Annotated in this window: 16 protein-coding genes; 5 read left to right on the top strand and 11 right to left on the bottom strand. The window is 70.8% G+C overall.

Going from position 1 to position 14,382, the window contains the following annotated elements:
• Nucleotides 1–34: 34 nt before the first annotated feature.
• From AAIB33_RS08435 to AAIB33_RS08420, 4 genes are all read right to left on the bottom strand, one after another.
• Nucleotides 35–775: an ankyrin repeat domain-containing protein gene (locus AAIB33_RS08435; protein ID WP_345803093.1), complete on the bottom strand. Its 741-nt coding sequence runs from the start codon at nt 773–775 to the stop codon at nt 35–37.
• A gap of 131 nt (nt 776–906) precedes the next feature.
• Nucleotides 907–2,049, bottom strand: a complete 1,143-nt coding sequence (locus AAIB33_RS08430) for an Mrp/NBP35 family ATP-binding protein (RefSeq protein WP_345803092.1) — start codon at nt 2,047–2,049, stop codon at nt 907–909.
• Nucleotides 2,046–2,585: a DUF1003 domain-containing protein gene (locus tag AAIB33_RS08425; RefSeq protein ID WP_345803091.1), complete on the bottom strand. Its 540-nt coding sequence runs from the start codon at nt 2,583–2,585 to the stop codon at nt 2,046–2,048. The genes AAIB33_RS08430 and AAIB33_RS08425 overlap by 4 nt, the downstream gene beginning before the upstream one ends.
• Nucleotides 2,585–3,877, bottom strand: coding sequence for a CBS domain-containing protein (locus AAIB33_RS08420; protein ID WP_345803090.1), 1,293 nt, complete (start codon nt 3,875–3,877; stop codon nt 2,585–2,587). The genes AAIB33_RS08425 and AAIB33_RS08420 overlap by 1 nt, the downstream gene beginning before the upstream one ends.
• 45 nt (nt 3,878–3,922) lie before the next feature.
• Here AAIB33_RS08420 and AAIB33_RS08415 point away from each other — a divergent pair, with 45 nt between their 5' ends.
• Nucleotides 3,923–4,543 (top strand): general stress protein, encoded by a 621-nt coding sequence (locus tag AAIB33_RS08415; RefSeq protein WP_345803089.1) that lies wholly within the window; start codon nt 3,923–3,925, stop codon nt 4,541–4,543.
• Between the two features lie 74 nt (nt 4,544–4,617).
• Nucleotides 4,618–5,217, top strand: a complete 600-nt coding sequence (locus AAIB33_RS08410; RefSeq protein ID WP_345803405.1) for an alpha/beta family hydrolase — start codon at nt 4,618–4,620, stop codon at nt 5,215–5,217.
• Nucleotides 5,218–5,347: 130 nt separating this feature from the next.
• Here AAIB33_RS08410 and AAIB33_RS08405 read toward each other — a convergent pair whose 3' ends face one another.
• Nucleotides 5,348–6,787 carry an aminopeptidase P family protein gene (locus AAIB33_RS08405; RefSeq protein ID WP_345803088.1) on the bottom strand — a complete coding sequence of 480 codons (1,440 nt, stop codon included), beginning with the start codon at nt 6,785–6,787 and terminating at the stop codon, nt 5,348–5,350.
• Between the two features lie 39 nt (nt 6,788–6,826).
• Entirely contained in the window at nt 6,827–7,849 is a 1,023-nt protein-coding gene (locus tag AAIB33_RS08400) for an endonuclease/exonuclease/phosphatase family protein (RefSeq protein WP_345803087.1), read from the bottom strand.
• Nucleotides 7,850–7,923: 74 nt separating this feature from the next.
• Here AAIB33_RS08400 and AAIB33_RS08395 point away from each other — a divergent pair, with 74 nt between their 5' ends.
• Entirely contained in the window at nt 7,924–8,793 is an 870-nt protein-coding gene (locus AAIB33_RS08395) for a PHP domain-containing protein (protein ID WP_345803086.1), read from the top strand.
• A 73-nt stretch (nt 8,794–8,866) separates the two neighbouring features.
• Here AAIB33_RS08395 and AAIB33_RS08390 read toward each other — a convergent pair whose 3' ends face one another.
• Nucleotides 8,867–9,283 carry an SHOCT domain-containing protein gene (locus AAIB33_RS08390; RefSeq protein WP_345803085.1) on the bottom strand — a complete coding sequence of 139 codons (417 nt, stop codon included), beginning with the start codon at nt 9,281–9,283 and terminating at the stop codon, nt 8,867–8,869.
• A gap of 79 nt (nt 9,284–9,362) precedes the next feature.
• On the opposite strand from AAIB33_RS08390, the gene AAIB33_RS08385 reads away from it, so the two are divergent.
• Nucleotides 9,363–10,268: a DUF817 domain-containing protein gene (locus tag AAIB33_RS08385; RefSeq protein WP_345803084.1), complete on the top strand. Its 906-nt coding sequence runs from the start codon at nt 9,363–9,365 to the stop codon at nt 10,266–10,268.
• Nucleotides 10,269–10,292: 24 nt separating this feature from the next.
• On the opposite strand, the gene AAIB33_RS08380 is transcribed toward AAIB33_RS08385, so the two are convergent.
• Together AAIB33_RS08380 and AAIB33_RS08375 are read right to left on the bottom strand one after the other, a co-directional pair.
• A complete protein-coding gene (locus AAIB33_RS08380) occupies nt 10,293–10,781 on the bottom strand; it encodes a DUF559 domain-containing protein (protein WP_345803083.1) in 489 nt (162 codons plus the stop codon).
• A gap of 547 nt (nt 10,782–11,328) precedes the next feature.
• Nucleotides 11,329–12,834 carry a DEAD/DEAH box helicase gene (locus AAIB33_RS08375; RefSeq protein ID WP_345803082.1) on the bottom strand — a complete coding sequence of 502 codons (1,506 nt, stop codon included), beginning with the start codon at nt 12,832–12,834 and terminating at the stop codon, nt 11,329–11,331.
• A gap of 234 nt (nt 12,835–13,068) precedes the next feature.
• Here AAIB33_RS08375 and AAIB33_RS08370 point away from each other — a divergent pair, with 234 nt between their 5' ends.
• Nucleotides 13,069–13,785, top strand: coding sequence for a ferritin-like fold-containing protein (locus tag AAIB33_RS08370; protein ID WP_345803081.1), 717 nt, complete (start codon nt 13,069–13,071; stop codon nt 13,783–13,785).
• Between the two features lie 55 nt (nt 13,786–13,840).
• Here AAIB33_RS08370 and AAIB33_RS08365 read toward each other — a convergent pair whose 3' ends face one another.
• The gene (locus AAIB33_RS08365) at nt 13,841–14,128 is read right to left on the bottom strand and encodes a hypothetical protein (protein ID WP_345803080.1); all 288 of its coding nucleotides are present in this window, start codon (nt 14,126–14,128) and stop codon (nt 13,841–13,843) included.
• A gap of 7 nt (nt 14,129–14,135) precedes the next feature.
• Nucleotides 14,136–14,360 (bottom strand): DUF3107 domain-containing protein, encoded by a 225-nt coding sequence (locus AAIB33_RS08360; RefSeq protein ID WP_345803079.1) that lies wholly within the window; start codon nt 14,358–14,360, stop codon nt 14,136–14,138.
• Nucleotides 14,361–14,382: the final 22 nt, after the last annotated feature.

Below are 14,382 nucleotides of genomic sequence, written 5' to 3'. Positions count from 1 at the left end.
GCGAGCGATCAGCTCGTCGGGCCCTGCGCGGGCGTCAGTGGAAGCCCAGACGGCGAAGGGTGTCGAGCAGGAGCGAGTCGGGGGCGAGGATCTGCAGCGGGGTCTTGCCCGCGCTGTTGCGGGCGTTCGGATCTGCGCCGCCGTCCAGAAACACCTGGATGCAGCGCTCGCCGTTCCTCAGATCGAGGACGTCGTCGATGTGCCGCACGAGGGGGAACAGCGCCGTCTCGCCGTTCGAGTCGGTCGCGTCGACGTCCGCTCCCACCTCCACGAGCTTGGCGAGCACCGAGGGGCGCACGTCGGACGGCTGAAGCCCCTGAACCGCCCACATGAGTGCGGTGCGGTCGAACTCATCGCGATCCTCGAGCCGTGCGCCGGCCGCCGCGAGCAGTCCGACGGTCTCCGAGGTGTCCCGCGAGTGGAACTGCGGATCGACGGCCCACATGAGCGGGGTCTTCCCTCGGAGGTCGGCGAGGTTCGGGTCGGCACCGGCGTCGAGGAGGAGAGCGACCGACTCTCCGCCGAGGCCGCTCGATGCGAGGATGAGCGCCGTCTCGCCCAGGGCGGCCTGCAGATCCAGGTGAGCACCGTGCGCCACGAGCGCCTTCATGATCGGGACGCGCGTGGGGGAGGACGCCAGCATGAGCGCCGTGCGTCCGCGCTCCCACCCGTCTTCGCGGACGTCGACGTCCGCCCCGTCCTCGAGCGCCGCTCTCACGCGGGCCACGTCGCCCGCTTTCACGGCTTCCAGCAGTTCGACGTCGAGATCGAACATGAGACCCCCTTTGGCCCGGAATGGACGCGCGTCCATCGCCAGGGTACTGGGCACCCTCGATCGGCGTCAGGCCGCTCGCGCCTGGCTTCAGGCCGCTCGCGCCTTGGGCGTCAGGCCGCTCGGGCCCGGCGTCAGGCGGGTCTCATCGGCAGCGCGCGTCCCGCGAGCCCGCGCGGCTGGGCGGCGAGACGACCGGCGAGGGTGGCGATCGCCACGGCCGCGGGATCGTCGGGATGCGCGATGACGACGGGGATGCCGGCATCCGCGTCCTGACGGAGGGCGGGGCTCAGCGGCACCGACGCGAGGACCGGAACCTCGTCTCCCTCGCTCGAGAGCGCAGCGGCGACGGACGCGCCGCCGCCCGCGCCGAAGAGGTCGAGCGTGGAGCCGTCGGGCAGTGTCATCGCGGCCATGTTCTCGACGACGCCGGCGACGCGCTGGCCGGTCTGACGGGCGACGAGGGCGCTGCGGATCGCGACATCGGATGCCGCCGCCTGCGGCGTCGTGACGACGACGACCTCCGCGCGGGGGAGGAGCTGTCCGACCGAGATCGCGACATCGCCCGTCCCGGGGGGCATGTCGAGGAGGAGCACGTCGAGGTCGCCGAAGAAGACGTCCGTGAGGAACTGCTGCACCGTGCGGTGGAGCATCGGCCCGCGCCACGCGACGGCCGAGCGCTCCTCGCCCTCGCGCAGGAACATCCCGATCGAGACGGTCTTCACGTCGTACGCGATGGGGGGCACGATGAGGTCGTCGATGCGGGTCGGCTTCGCCGTGCGCCCCTCGGCGTCGACCAGGCCGAGGAGGCCGGGGATCGAGAAGCCGTGCACGTCGGCGTCGACGAGCCCGACGCTGAGACCCCGCGCCGCGAGGGCGACGGCGAGGTTGGCGGTCACGGTGGACTTTCCGACGCCGCCCTTGCCGCTCGTGACCGCGATCACGCGCGTCAGCGAATCGGGTCCGAACGGGATCGTGCGGGCGGCGCGGCCGCCGCGCAGGCGTTCGGTGAGCGCTTCGCGCTGCTCGCGCGACATCACGCCCACCTCGAGATCGACCTCGCCGATCCCGGCCACGCGGGACGCGGCATCCGTCACGTCCCTTGCGATGCGGTCGGCCGCGGGGCATCCCACGATCGTGAGCAGGATGCCGACCCGCGCCGTCGCGCCGTCGACCTGCACCTCGCGCACCATGCCCAGGTCGTCGAGGGTGCGGCGCAGCTCGGGGTCGACGACCGCCCCGACCGCGGAGCGGACCGCCTCGTCGAGAGCCGTCATCGCGCCTCGGGCTCCGCGCTCGCGTCGGCACGACCCCACCGTGAGTCGAGCTGATCGACGATGGCCCGGAGCTCCGTGCGCAGCACATCGCGCGTGATGACGTCGTCGGCGAAGTCGGTCACGGCCATGCGGAGCGCCACGACCTCGCGCGCCAGGTACTCGGTGTCGGCGAGGTTGCGCTCGGCCCGCTGGCGGTCCTGCTCGATCTGCACACGGTCGCGGTCGTCCTGACGGTTCTGCGCCAGCAGGATGAGGGGAGCGGCATACGACGCCTGCAGCGACAGGATGAGCGTGAGGAGCGTGAAGTTGGTCGCCGCCGGGTCGAACTGCAGCTGCGGCGGCATGAAGATGTTCCACGACAGCCAGACGGCGACGAAGATCGTCATGCCGATGAGGAACCCGGAGGTCCCCATCGCGCGTGCGAACGCCTCGGAGAACCTGCCGAAGCGGTCGCTCGACTGCTGCGGCGTGCGCTGGAGCATCCCGGAACGGCCCCGAGGCGCATCCAGCGAGGGGGTGCGTGCGGCTCGAGCCATCAGCGCCTCCTCGGGATGCTCGCGGTCGTCGTGGGAACGGATTCGGGCGCGGGTTCATCGCCGTCGTTCGAGCGCCAGTCCTCGGGCAGCAGGTAGTCGAGCACGTCGTCGACGCTGACGGCGCCCACGAGGCGATGCGCCTGGTCGACGACGGGAACCGAGACGAGGTTGTAGCTCGCGAGAAGCCGCGCGACCTCGGCCGCCGACGCCGACGCGGGCAGCGGATCCAGCGTGTCGTCGATGATCGCACCCAGACGCTCGTGCGGCGGGTAGCGCAGCATCCGCTGGAAGTGCACCGTGCCCAGCAGTCGCCCGGTCGGCGTCTCGTACGGGGGCAGCGTGATGAACACGGCCGCGGCGAGGGCCGGATGCAGCTCGTGTCGGCGGATGAGGGCGAGGGCCTCGGCTACCGTCGCATCGGCCGACAGCACGATGGGCTCGGGCGTCATGAGGCCGCCCGCCGTGTCGGGCCCGTACTTCAGCAGAGCACGGACGTCCTCGGCCTCCTCGGGCTCCATGAGCTCGAGCAGCTCCTCCAGACGGTCCTCGGGAAGCTGTGCCAGCACGTCGGCGGCGTCGTCCGGCTCCATCTGGTCGAGGATGTCGGCGGCGCGCTCGTCGCCCAGCGCCTCGAGGATGTGCACCTGGTCCTCTTCGGGCATCTCCTCGAGCGCGTCGGCCAGGCGGTCGTCGGGAAGCTCCTCGGCGACCTCGAGCAGACGCTCGTCGGGGAGATCGAGGAGCGTGTTGGCGAGGTCGGCGGGCTTGAGCTCGGAGAACGTCGCGACCAGCTGCTCGGCCGACTGCGCCTCGCCGGGCACCTGCTCCTCGCGCACCTGCGACCACTCGGCGAAGGTCGTGGGGCCCTTCGCGAAGGGCGAGGCGCTCGTCTTGGGGCGCCGCAGGAAGAGCTGGCCGACATCCCATTCCCCGAGGCGATTGCGCTCGATCGCGACGTCCTCGATGACGGCGACGCCGGAGTTGTCGGTGAGGTAGACCTTGCGGCCGAGGAGCTCGGCCATGACGCGCACCTCGCCGCCGCGCTGCTGGAAGCGGCGCACGTTGATGAGGCCCGTCGTGATGACCTGGCCGGTGGCGATCGAGGTGACGCGGTTGATCGACACGAAGACGTTGCGGCGTCCGGGGATCTCGACCACGAGACCGATGACACGCGGGGGATCGTCCTTGCGGTAGATCACGACGACGTCCCGGACCTTGCCGAGGCGGTCGCCGGCGGGGTCGAAGACCGCGCACCCGGAAAGGCGCGCGACGAATACCCTCTGCTGGCTCACAGTTCCAGCGTAGACCCGGTCGCATGGGAGGATGAGGAGGTGAGCATGATGGGTGGACGCCTTCCGCAGGGGGCGGGAGACGCGGGCGAGAAGGTCGCCGACTTCGCCACCTACGAGGCCGCGCAGAAGGCCGTGTCGACGCTCATCGCTGCCGATGTCCCGGCGCGCGACATCGCGATCGTCGGTCTGGGACTCCGCTCGATCGAACGCGTCACGGGGCGCCTCGGCTACGCCGCCGCGGCTCGCACCGGCGCGATCAACGGACTGCTCCTCGGCATGCTCTTCTCCGCGATCCTCGTGCTCGGCTCGCCGTCCGTGCCGATTCAGGCATTCGTCGGCGTGCTGTTCGTCGGCATCGCGATCGGCATGCTGCTCAGCATCGTGACGTACTCGCTCGTGCGCCGGCGCCGCGACTTCGCCTCCGTCATGCAGGTCGTCGCCGACCACTACGAGGTGACGGTCGCCGCGTCGAGCATCCACCGCGCACGCCAGGTGCTCGGCACGGTCCCCTCGGCGCCGCCTGCCCCGCGGCCCGCGCCGGCGGCTCCGCCCACCGCACCCCCGGATGAGACGGACGAGCCGCCCCGCTACGGCGAGCGGGTCGTGCCGCCTGCCGACACGACGACGGATGCCGAGCCCGGCGCGACGGGTTCTCCCACCCCGTGACGACCGCCCGGTCGGACGAGCGCATCACGGTCCCGCTTCCCGCGGGTCCGGTCGAGGTCTCGGCCGCCTGGGAGATGCCGCCCGACGCATGGGGCCTCGTCGCCGTGGCGCACGGCGCGGGCACCGGCCACGCGCATCCCTTCCTCCTCGGCTTCACCCGCGCTCTGCAGGCGCAGGGCCTCGCGACGCTCCGGTTCAACTTCCCCTACGCGGAAGCAGGACGACGGATGCCGGGCCCGGCCGCCCACGCGATCGCGACCTGGTCGGCTGTCGCGGACTGGATCGCCGAGCGCTCACCGCTTCCCCTGTGGGCCGGCGGCAAGTCGTACGGCGGCCGCATGGCGTCGATGGCGGCGGCGGAGGGAGCCATCCACCCCGCCGGTCTCGTCTACCTGGGGTATCCGCTGCACCCGCCCGGCGACCCGGCGAAGGCACGTGTCGCGCATCTCCCCGACATCCGCCAGCCGCAGCTCTACGTCGAGGGGACGAACGACCCCTTCGTGGATCCGCACTCTCAGCTCGAGGAGGCCGTCGCGTCGTGCCAGGACGCGACGCTGCACTGGATCGAGGGCGGCGGGCACTCCTTCGAGGTGAAGGGCCGCAAGCGCCCCGCCGACGAGATCGGCGCCGAGCTGGCCCCGATCGTCGCCGGATGGATCCGCGCCCGCCGCTGACGATCAGCCTCGGTTACGCGCCGATCCCCAGAAGACGCACTTGTGCTGAGCGCAGCACCGACAACGCCTCGGTCAGGCTCCGATGCCCAGTCGACGCACTTGTGCTGAGCGCCGCACCCACAGCCCTCGGTTAGGCGCCGATGCCCAGTCGAAGCATCCACTCCTCGACCTCGTCGGCGGTGCGAGGGATGCCGCCGGACAGGTTCTCCACGCCGTCGGCCGTCACGAGGACGTCGTCCTCGATGCGCACACCGATACCGCGGAACTCCTCCGGCACCGTGAGGTCGTCGATCTGGAAGTAGAGGCCGGGCTCGATCGTGAAGACCATGCCGGGCTGGAGTTCGCCGTCGTAGTACATCTCGCGCCGGGCCTGCGCGCAGTCGTGCACGTCGATGCCCAGGTGGTGGCTGGTGCCGTGCACCATGTAGCGGCGGTGCTGGCCGCCGCGCTCGGCATCCAGAGCCTCTTCCGCCGTCACGGGGAGCAGGCCCCATCCGGCGACGCGCCGGGCGATGACCTGCATCGCGGCCTCGTGCACGGCGCGGAACTTCACGCCCGGCTTCGCCACGGCGAACGCCGCGTCGGCCGCCTCGCGGACCGTCTCGTAGACGCGACGCTGAACGTCGGTGAAGCGCCCGCTCACAGGGATCGTGCGGGTGATGTCGGCCGTGTACAGGCTGTCGACCTCGACGCCCGCGTCGATGAGGATGAGGTCGCCCTCCACGACGGCTCCGTCGTTGCGCGTCCAGTGCAGGTAGCAGGCGTGCGGACCCGAGGCCGCGATCGTGTCGTATCCGGTCGAGTTGCCATCGCTGCGGGCGCGCTGGTGGAAGACGCCCTCGACGATCCGCTCGCCGCGGGGGTGGGCGATGATGCGGGGAAGCTCACGGATGATGTCGTCGAACCCGCGGGCGGTGACGTCGACGGCGAGGCGCAGCTGCGCGATCTCGTACGCGTCCTTCACGAGGCGCAACTCCGACACGAAGCGCGTGATCTCGTCGTCCTCGCCGACCACGAGGTCGTCGGACGTCTCCTCGAAGTCGTCGATGTGCGCCGTCGCGACGCCGAGGTCGCCCGCGACGCCGGACAGGGCGGGACGCGGCCCGATCCAGAATTCGCCGATGGAGGCATCCGCGTAGAACTCGCTCGTCGTGCGGTCGGCGCGCTCGCGGAAGTACAGCGTGACGTCGTGCCCGCCGTCCTCGAGCGGATCGAAAACGAGAACGGAGTCGGGCTCGGAGTCCGATGCCCACCCGGTCAGGTGCGCGAACGCGGAGTGCGCACGGAAGGGGTAGTCGGTGTCGTTGCTGCGCTCCTTGAGGCTGCCAGCCGGAACGACGAGGCGACGGCCGGGGAAGGCGTTGGACACGGCCTCGCGGCGGGCGGCGGCGAAGCTCGCCTGCTCGCGCTGCGGGGGAGCGAGGTCGGGCCGCTCCGCCCACCCCGACGAGATGCTGTCCAGGAACCCCGCGCCGAACGGCTGGCGGCGGTTCGTGGAGGTCGACGGCTTCGGCGCTGCGTCGGTGGAGGTCTCGGTCGCGATCGTGTCGCTCTCGCCTGTCGTGCTCATTCGTCCAGTCTCGCACGGGCGAGCCCGGCGCGAAGGGGGTCAGCGGGCGGGCTCCAGCTGCACGATCAGCGGTCGATGGTCGCTGCCCGACCCGTCCAGTGAGCGCAGCACGATCGAGCCGGTCGGCCGCCACGCCTCCGACGCCATGACGTGGTCGATGGGGGCGCCCATGAGGCCCGGGAGGCTCGTCGGCCACGTGCCGACCGCCCCGTTGCCGGTCTCGGACGCCACGTCGTGGCAGTGCCCGAGAGTGCCGCCGTCGACGCCGAGCCGGGCCATGTGGTCGAGCGTCGCGTTGAAGTCGCCGGCGAGGATGACGTCGGCCCCGGCGCCGCACTGGTCGGCGAGCCACTGCAGGTCGCTCTGCCAGTGCGACATGTACTCCTGGCGCGGTGCGACGGCGTGCGCGGCGACGACGATCGGCCCTTTGCCGTCGACGGGCATCGCCACGGCGCTCGGCACCGTCGAGGTGTTCGTCGTCCCCTCCACGGAGGACTGGATGACGGCGTAGTCCCCGAGGTCGGGGGAGATGAGGAGCGTCGTCGAGCGCGCGTCCCACCCGTTCTCGCCGAACTCGGCGTGGTGGGCCCACATGGGATGCCCGAGCTCCCGCATCGCGATGGCGACGGCCTCGCCCGTCTCGATCGTGGTCTCGGGCAGCGTCACGATGTCGGCATCCATCGCCACCGCGATCTGGGCGACCGACGTGGGCGTCGTCGCCTCCCCGGCCGTGTTCCAGGTCATGACCCGGATCGCGTCTCCGGTCTTCTCGGGAAGCGTGTCGGTGCCGGTGCCGCGCGACACGAGGATCGCCGCGTTGGCGGCCACCGCGAGCCCCGCGATGACCGCGAGGGAGAGCGCGAACAGACGGATCGGCCGGATGAGCGCGAGCAGCAGCGCGACCACCGCGACGACGGCGATCCCGAGCACGATCGCGGCCCGGAAGGCGATCAACTGGGCGATCGGATAGATGTGCTCGACACGGAATATGTCGGGCCAGGTCAGCGCGGCGGCGACGAGGGCGCACGCCGCGGCGACGAGGACCCCGAGCACGCGCAGCACACCTCAGACCCTATGCGGAGAGGCTGGGAGGAGCCTGCCCACGGCGCGCGTTCGGCGGGCGCTACGCTCGGAGGATGCCGGGTGATCGTCGCTTCGAAGGGCCGAGCGATCTGCATCTGCACTCCGTGCACTCGGACGGCACCGAGTCGGCGGCGCAGGTCATGGCGGCGGCCCACAGCCGCGGCCTCCGCACCGTCGCGCTCACCGATCACGACACGACGTCGGGCTGGGCCGAGGCCGCCGAGGCCGCCACGTCGCTCGGCATGACGTTCATCCCCGGGATGGAGCTCTCGGCCCGGAACGACTGGCGCTCCGTGCATCTGCTGGCCTACCTCTTCGACCCCGACGACGTCGGCCTCCGCGCCGAGATGGAGCGCATCCGCGACGACCGCATCGGCCGAGCCGAGCGCATCGTCCGCAGCATCGGCCGGGATTACCCGCTGACCTGGGATGACGTCGTCGCCCAGACCGGCGACAACGCCACTGTAGGGCGCCCGCACATCGCCGACGCCCTGGTGGCGCGAGGCATCGTCGCCGACCGGGGCGAGGCCTTCGACACGATCCTCAGCCCGGGCTACGGCTACTACGAGGGCCACTATGCCCCCGACATCGGGCTCGCCGTCGACCTCGTCGTGGCCGCCGGGGGAGTTCCCGTCGTCGCGCACCCGACGCCGCATGGCCGCGCGCGGATGATGGCGATCCCGCTCCTCGAGCGCCTCATCGGCAAGGGTCTCGCCGGCTTCGAGCTGGACCACCGCGAGAACACCGAGGAAGGCAAGCGCGTGCTGCGCACCGTCGTCGACGCGCACGACCTCATCGTGACGGGATCGAGCGACTACCACGGACTCGGCAAGCCCAACCTCCCCGGCGAGAACACGACGAGCGACGACATGGTGGCCCGCATCATCGCCCGGGGCACGGGGACCCGTCCGATCTACCCCTGACTCCGGCATCCCGAACGAGAAGCGCCCCGATCCGCTGAAGCGGAGCCGGGGCGCGTCGTCGAGGGAAGGGGGATCAGCCGAGGGCCTTGGCCTTGATGGCGTCGAACTCGGCCTGCGAGATCACGGCGCTGTCGAGCAGCTCCTTCGCCTTCGCGATCTCCTCGGTCGCCGACTGCGGCGCTGCGGCGACCTTCTTGATGTAGTCGGCCTGCGCAGCGCGCATGCGCTCGGCCTCGATCTGGTTGCGGTTCGCCATGTGCTTTCCGCGAGCCACGAGGTAGATCAGCGCGGTGAGGAACGGCACGAAGATCAGGAAGATCACCCAGACGGCCTTGAGCCAGCCGCTGAGCTCCCGGTCGCGGAACAGATCGCCGAGGATCGCGAACAGCACCGAGAGGTACGCGACGAAGATGAACACCCAGACGAAGTACCAGAAGATGCTCGGGTCGGTGGGTGCGGAAATCGGCTCGATGTTCTCGATGAATCGCATGGATGCCTCTCTGACAGGAATGCGGCGAGGGTAACGCCTGGCGACACATTAGCGCTGTCGGGTCGGCTACCGTCATCGGATGCGCAACTCCACCCCTCTCGAGCGGCGCATCGATGCGGTCGCGCACGCCTTCCTGCGCGATGCGTCCGAGCGCGGCGTTCGTGCGGGCCTCGTCGAGTTCGCCGTCTTCGTGCTCAAGCAGGCGTGGGCGTGCATCTTCGGAGCGGCTCTCCTCGTCGTGATCGTGGCTGCGCGGCTCTGGTACCCCGAGGACGCGGTGCTCGCGCGGAACGACTTCCTGACGACCGCGGCCATCGTCATCCAGATCGTCATGGTCGCCGCGCGCCTCGAGACGGGGCGCGAACTGTGGGTCATCGTGCTCTTCCACCTCACGGGCACCGCGATGGAGCTCTTCAAGACCGACGTCGGCTCCTGGGCCTACGCGGCGGACGGCGTGTTGCGCATCGGCGGAGTGCCGCTCTTCAGCGGCTTCATGTACGCCGCCGTCGGCTCGTACATGGTGCGCGTGTACCGGCTGTTCGACCTCGGGTTCACGCGCTACCCGCGACGGTGGCTCACCGTCGTGGTTGCGGCGGCGATCTACGCGAACTTCTTCACGCACCACTGGTGGTGGGACCTGCGCTGGGTGCTGCTGGCCGCCGTCGGCCTGCTGTGGTTCCCGACGACGATGTACGCCCGCATCTGGCGGAAGGTGATCAGGATGCCGCAGCTCGCCGCCTTCGCGGGCGTCGCGCTGTTCATCTACCTCGCCGAGAACATCGGCACGTGGGCGGGAGCCTGGAGCTACCCCGACCAGGCCGACGGATGGCATCCCGTGGCCCTCTCGAAGCTCGTGTCGTGGTTCCTCCTGATGATCATCTCGGTCGTGCTCGTGACCCTGGTGTACCCGCCGCGGCCGCCCGCGGGGGAGACGAGTTCAGGACCGACCGACGGGATCAGGACGGTTTCGGACGCGGAGTCCTGAGGAGATGGCCTCGACCTGATTCCCTCACCCGTGCGCGAGGTGCAGCCCCTGGGCGACCGCCATGGTGAGCGTCGACTCCACGTGCGCCCAGTCGAACAGCACCTGCTGGTAGTCGAACCTGAGCACGGTGTATCCCATCAGTCGGAGCGTCGCATCGTGGCGGATGTCGCGTCGGCGCTGCTTCTTCTCGAGGTGATGCGCGCCGTCGAGCTGAACGACCAGCCGATCGCCGACGAGGATGTCCACCGGCTGACCCGCGATCCACACCTGCCGCCGGAACGGCAGGCCGAGTGCGCGGAAGCCATGTGCGGCGTGCGTCTCGAGGCCCGAGTCCGACAGCAGCGATGTGGCCCGTGCGAGCTCTCGACATCGCACGCTCCGCCACTGGACGCGGGCAAGCGTCTCCGCGCCGACCACGCCCTTCCGGGCCGCGGATTCCCACACCGCGAGTGCGTCAGCACGCTCGAGGCACTCCGCAATGTGGGCGAGGACGTTGACGGGATGCTCCTGCACGGCGTGGGCCGCGACAGGCGCCGGTCCGCTCGACCAGGTACGCGAAGTCCCTCGGCGCCGAATCTCGAGGCATTGCCCGCCACGGACACGTGCACCGTCGTGTCCGAGACGGCGACAGGGCGCCACAGGCCGAGTGGGCGGAGCGCCGAGACGCAGGTGAGACGACCCCCGACTCCGATCGCCTTCACGGCGGAGGCATCGGCTCCCTCCACCGCGATCCACGATCGGCGCGGACGATGCACCAGCCCACGCTGGATCGCCTCTGCGATGACGCGTGGGCCGTGTCCGTCGCGGCGGGCGTCGCTGGTATGGGCGATCCCGCCCGAGTTCTGAAGCCAGGCGAGGAAGGAAGCGACGCGGTCCATCCCGGAAGCATCGTCGGCCAGGCGGCCGACGGTCGCTCCCTCCCCCCGATGTGGGGAGAGCGACCGGAATCCTCAGCCGTGGGAGGAGACGACGAGATCAGGACGAAGCGCCCTGATCAGGACGAAACGCTCCTCACCGTCCTGATTCCAGCGCTGCGGCCTGAGCTCGAGACGGGTGCCGATCAGGCGCCGGCGGCGGGAGCGCTCGGGCGGCGGCGGCGCCGACGACGGCGGGCTGCGCCGGGGTTGCCGTCGTGATGCTCCTTGCCCTGGCCGTCGTGCGTGCCGGCGCCCTCGGCGTCGCGGTCGGCCGAGGAGGTGCCGTCCCCCGAGCCGCCCTGGCCGTCGGTCGACACACCCTCGGCGAAGGTCGATCCCACTCCTCCGGACGCGCGTGAGCGCCGGCGGCGACGGCGCGTCGTGCCGCCCTCGTCCGTGCCCTCAGCTGCGGCGTCGGCCGCGCGGCCGGCGGGCTGCGTCTTGACGGTCTGCGTCTTCGGCGCCGTCGCGATGCGGCCCTTCGTGCCGGCCGGGATGCCGAGATCCTCGAAGAGGTGCGGGCTGGACGAGTACGTCTCGACCGGCTCCGGCTGACCGAACTCGAGGGCGCGGTTGATGAGGGCCCACTTGTGCAGGTCCTCCCAGTCGACGAAGGTCACCGCGATGCCGGTCTTGCCGGCGCGGCCGGTGCGGCCGGCGCGGTGGAGGTAGGTCTTCTCGTCGTCGGGGATGGTGTGGTTGATGACGTGGGTGACGTCGTCGACGTCGATGCCGCGGGCCGCCACGTCGGTCGCGATGAGCACGTCGCGCTTGCCCGCCTTGAAGGCGGCCATCGAGCGCTCACGCGACTCCTGGCTCATGTCGCCGTGGACGGCGGCGGCGTTGAAGCCGCGGTCGCCGAGCTCGTCGACGAGCTTCTGCGCGGCGCGCTTGGTGCGCGTGAAGATGACGGTCTTGCCGCGGCCCTCGGCCTGCAGGATGCGGGCGATGACCTCGTCCTTGTCGAGCGAGTGCGCGCGGTAGACGAGGTGGTTGATGTTCGCCTGGGTGAGGCCCTCGTCGGGGTCGGTCGCCCGGATGTGGATGGGGTTGGACATGAACCGGCGCGCGAGGGCGACGATCGGCCCGGGCATCGTCGCCGAGAAGAGCTGCGTGTGGCGGACCGCGGGCACCTTCTGGAAGATCTTCTCGATGTCGGGCAGGAACCCGAGGTCGAGCATCTTGTCGGCCTCGTCGAGCACGACCTCGGCCGCGTTCGAGAGGTCGAGCAGGCGCTGGTTGGAGAGGTCGATGAGTCGGCCCGGCGTGCCCACGACGATCTGGGCGCCGGCCTTGAGCTGCTCGATCTGACCCTCGTAGGCCTTGCCGCCGTAGATCGCGACGACGCTCGTCGGGCGGTTCTGCGTGAGCATGTCGATGTCCTCGTAGACCTGCACCGCGAGCTCGCGCGTCGGGACGACGATGAGCGCCTTGACGCCGTGCGACGGCTCGAGGCCGAGACGCTGGACGACGGGGATGCCGAAGCCGAACGTCTTTCCCGTGCCCGTCTTGGCCTGGCCGATGATGTCCTGGCCCGGGATCCCGAGGGGGATCGTCTGCTCCTGGATGGGGAATGCGTCGATGATGCCCTTGGAAGCGAGGGCCTCGACGATGTCCTGATCGACGCCGAGGTCGGCGAAGGTCGTCACGATATGAGCCTGTCCGGCGGAGAGATGACCGCCTGTTGAGGAGGATCCACGCCCTTCACTCAGCCGCAGGCGCGGGGGCCCCGATCCGTCGCCGGGGACCCGTACAGGATACTTCAGGAGCGGCCCCCGGCTCGGCATGCCTCAGCGGGCGGAATCTGCCTCGTGCCACTCCACGCGCCGCTGCGCGTCTCGCGGACCCTCCGGCTCGGGGGCCCGGGCCCTAGGCTGTATGCCGTGTTCGAGTGGTTGCGCCGTGGCCCGAGTCGGGATTCGCGCTCGCTGCGCCTGCGCTCGCGCGACGAGGTGAGCACCGCCACGCGGGTTGATTTCGAGGAGCTCGCGCCCGACGTCGACACCTTCCTCGGGCAGGCGGCGTACCTTCAGCTCGGCTACTTCGAGACGCTCAGCGAGCTCATCGCGGTCACGCCGGAGCTCGCGAAGAAGGAGGCGCTCTCGCGCGCGGCGGGTGCCGCCCTGACGAAGCACGAGGCGCTCATCGCGCTCATCCGCGAGCGCGGCGATGACCCCACCGCCCTCATGCTCCCGTTCCGCGAGCCGCTCGACGCCTTCCGCGGCGCGACCCACGGCGTGCGCCCGCAGGAGACCATGCTGGCCGTGCACATCACGGCGGGCATGCTCGACGACTTCTACCTCGCCCTTTCGTCGAGCTACGGCGAGACCGGCCGCCGAGTGGCCCGCATCCTGCAGGGCGACGACGACCGGCAGGCGATCGTCGACCTTCTGGCCGAGACCATCTCGAGCGACGCCGAGTGGAAGTCGCTGCTGGCGCTCTGGGGGCGACGTCTCGTCGGCGACACGCTGCTCATCGCCCGCGCCGCGCTGCGGCCCACGACCCTGCGGATCGCCGACGAGGAGAAGGTCGAGCCCGTCTTCACGGAGCTCATGGCCGCGCACTCGCGCCGCATGGACGCGATGGGACTCGCCGCGTAGCGCGGGATCGCGGCGGAGGGGATGCAGCGCCGGGGCGCGGCATCCCGGATCAGCGTCAGGCGATGCGCAGGCGCTTGCGCTCCTCCTGGTCGTGCGTGCGGCGGGTGCGGGCGAGGAGCGCCACGACCGGCCACGCGAGCCAGGAGACGACGAGCGGCGACAGCCACAGGACGACGCTGTCGAGACCGACGCCCGCCCAGGTGAGGATCATCCAGACGAGACCGGCGAAGAACGCGCCGAGGATCGGTGCCAGCGCGACGCCGCGCGTGTCGCGCCCGCCCGCCAGGTAGTGGACCGCGAGACCCACGACGGCCCCGACGATGAAGGCGAGGAGGATCTGCATGGCCGGGTCAGGCGACGAAGCCGACGCGACGCGCCTCTTCGCTGCCCAGCTCGATGTAGGCCAGGCCCGCGGTGGGCACGATGTAGGAGTTGCCCTTCGAGTCGGTGAGCGACAGGTGCGTCGAACCCGAGTCGAGAGCGGAGGCGATCGCCTTCTTGATGGCGTCGGCCGGCTCGTTCGTCTCGAAGCTGAGCTCGCGGCCGGTGTTCGCGATGCCGATGCGGATCTCCACGTATGTGCCTTTCTGCCGCCGG

The sequence above is a fragment of the Microbacterium sp. AZCO genome (genome assembly GCF_039614715.1).
Taxonomy (GTDB): Bacteria; Actinomycetota; Actinomycetes; order Actinomycetales; family Microbacteriaceae; genus Microbacterium.
The sequence above is the reverse complement of the archived record's forward strand: the minus strand, read 5'-3'. Positions and strand labels throughout refer to the sequence as shown.

Bases quoted from the DNA above. Each gene is read 5' to 3' on its own strand.
- AAIB33_RS08435 (WP_345803093.1), bottom strand. From the start codon at position 775: ATGTTCGATCTCGACGTCGAACTGCTGGAAGCCGTGAAAGCGGGCGAC.
- AAIB33_RS08430 (WP_345803092.1), bottom strand. From the start codon at position 2,049: ATGACGGCTCTCGACGAGGCGGTCCGCTCCGCGGTCGGGGCGGTCGTC.
- AAIB33_RS08425 (WP_345803091.1), bottom strand. From the start codon at position 2,585: ATGGCTCGAGCCGCACGCACCCCCTCGCTGGATGCGCCTCGGGGCCGT.
- AAIB33_RS08415 (WP_345803089.1), top strand. From the start codon at position 3,923: ATGATGGGTGGACGCCTTCCGCAGGGGGCGGGAGACGCGGGCGAGAAG.
- AAIB33_RS08410 (WP_345803405.1), top strand. From the start codon at position 4,618: ATGCCGCCCGACGCATGGGGCCTCGTCGCCGTGGCGCACGGCGCGGGC.
- AAIB33_RS08405 (WP_345803088.1), bottom strand. From the start codon at position 6,787: ATGAGCACGACAGGCGAGAGCGACACGATCGCGACCGAGACCTCCACC.
- AAIB33_RS08395 (WP_345803086.1), top strand. From the start codon at position 7,924: ATGCCGGGTGATCGTCGCTTCGAAGGGCCGAGCGATCTGCATCTGCAC.
- AAIB33_RS08390 (WP_345803085.1), bottom strand. From the start codon at position 9,283: ATGCGATTCATCGAGAACATCGAGCCGATTTCCGCACCCACCGACCCG.
- AAIB33_RS08385 (WP_345803084.1), top strand. From the start codon at position 9,363: ATGCGCAACTCCACCCCTCTCGAGCGGCGCATCGATGCGGTCGCGCAC.
- AAIB33_RS08365 (WP_345803080.1), bottom strand. From the start codon at position 14,128: ATGCAGATCCTCCTCGCCTTCATCGTCGGGGCCGTCGTGGGTCTCGCG.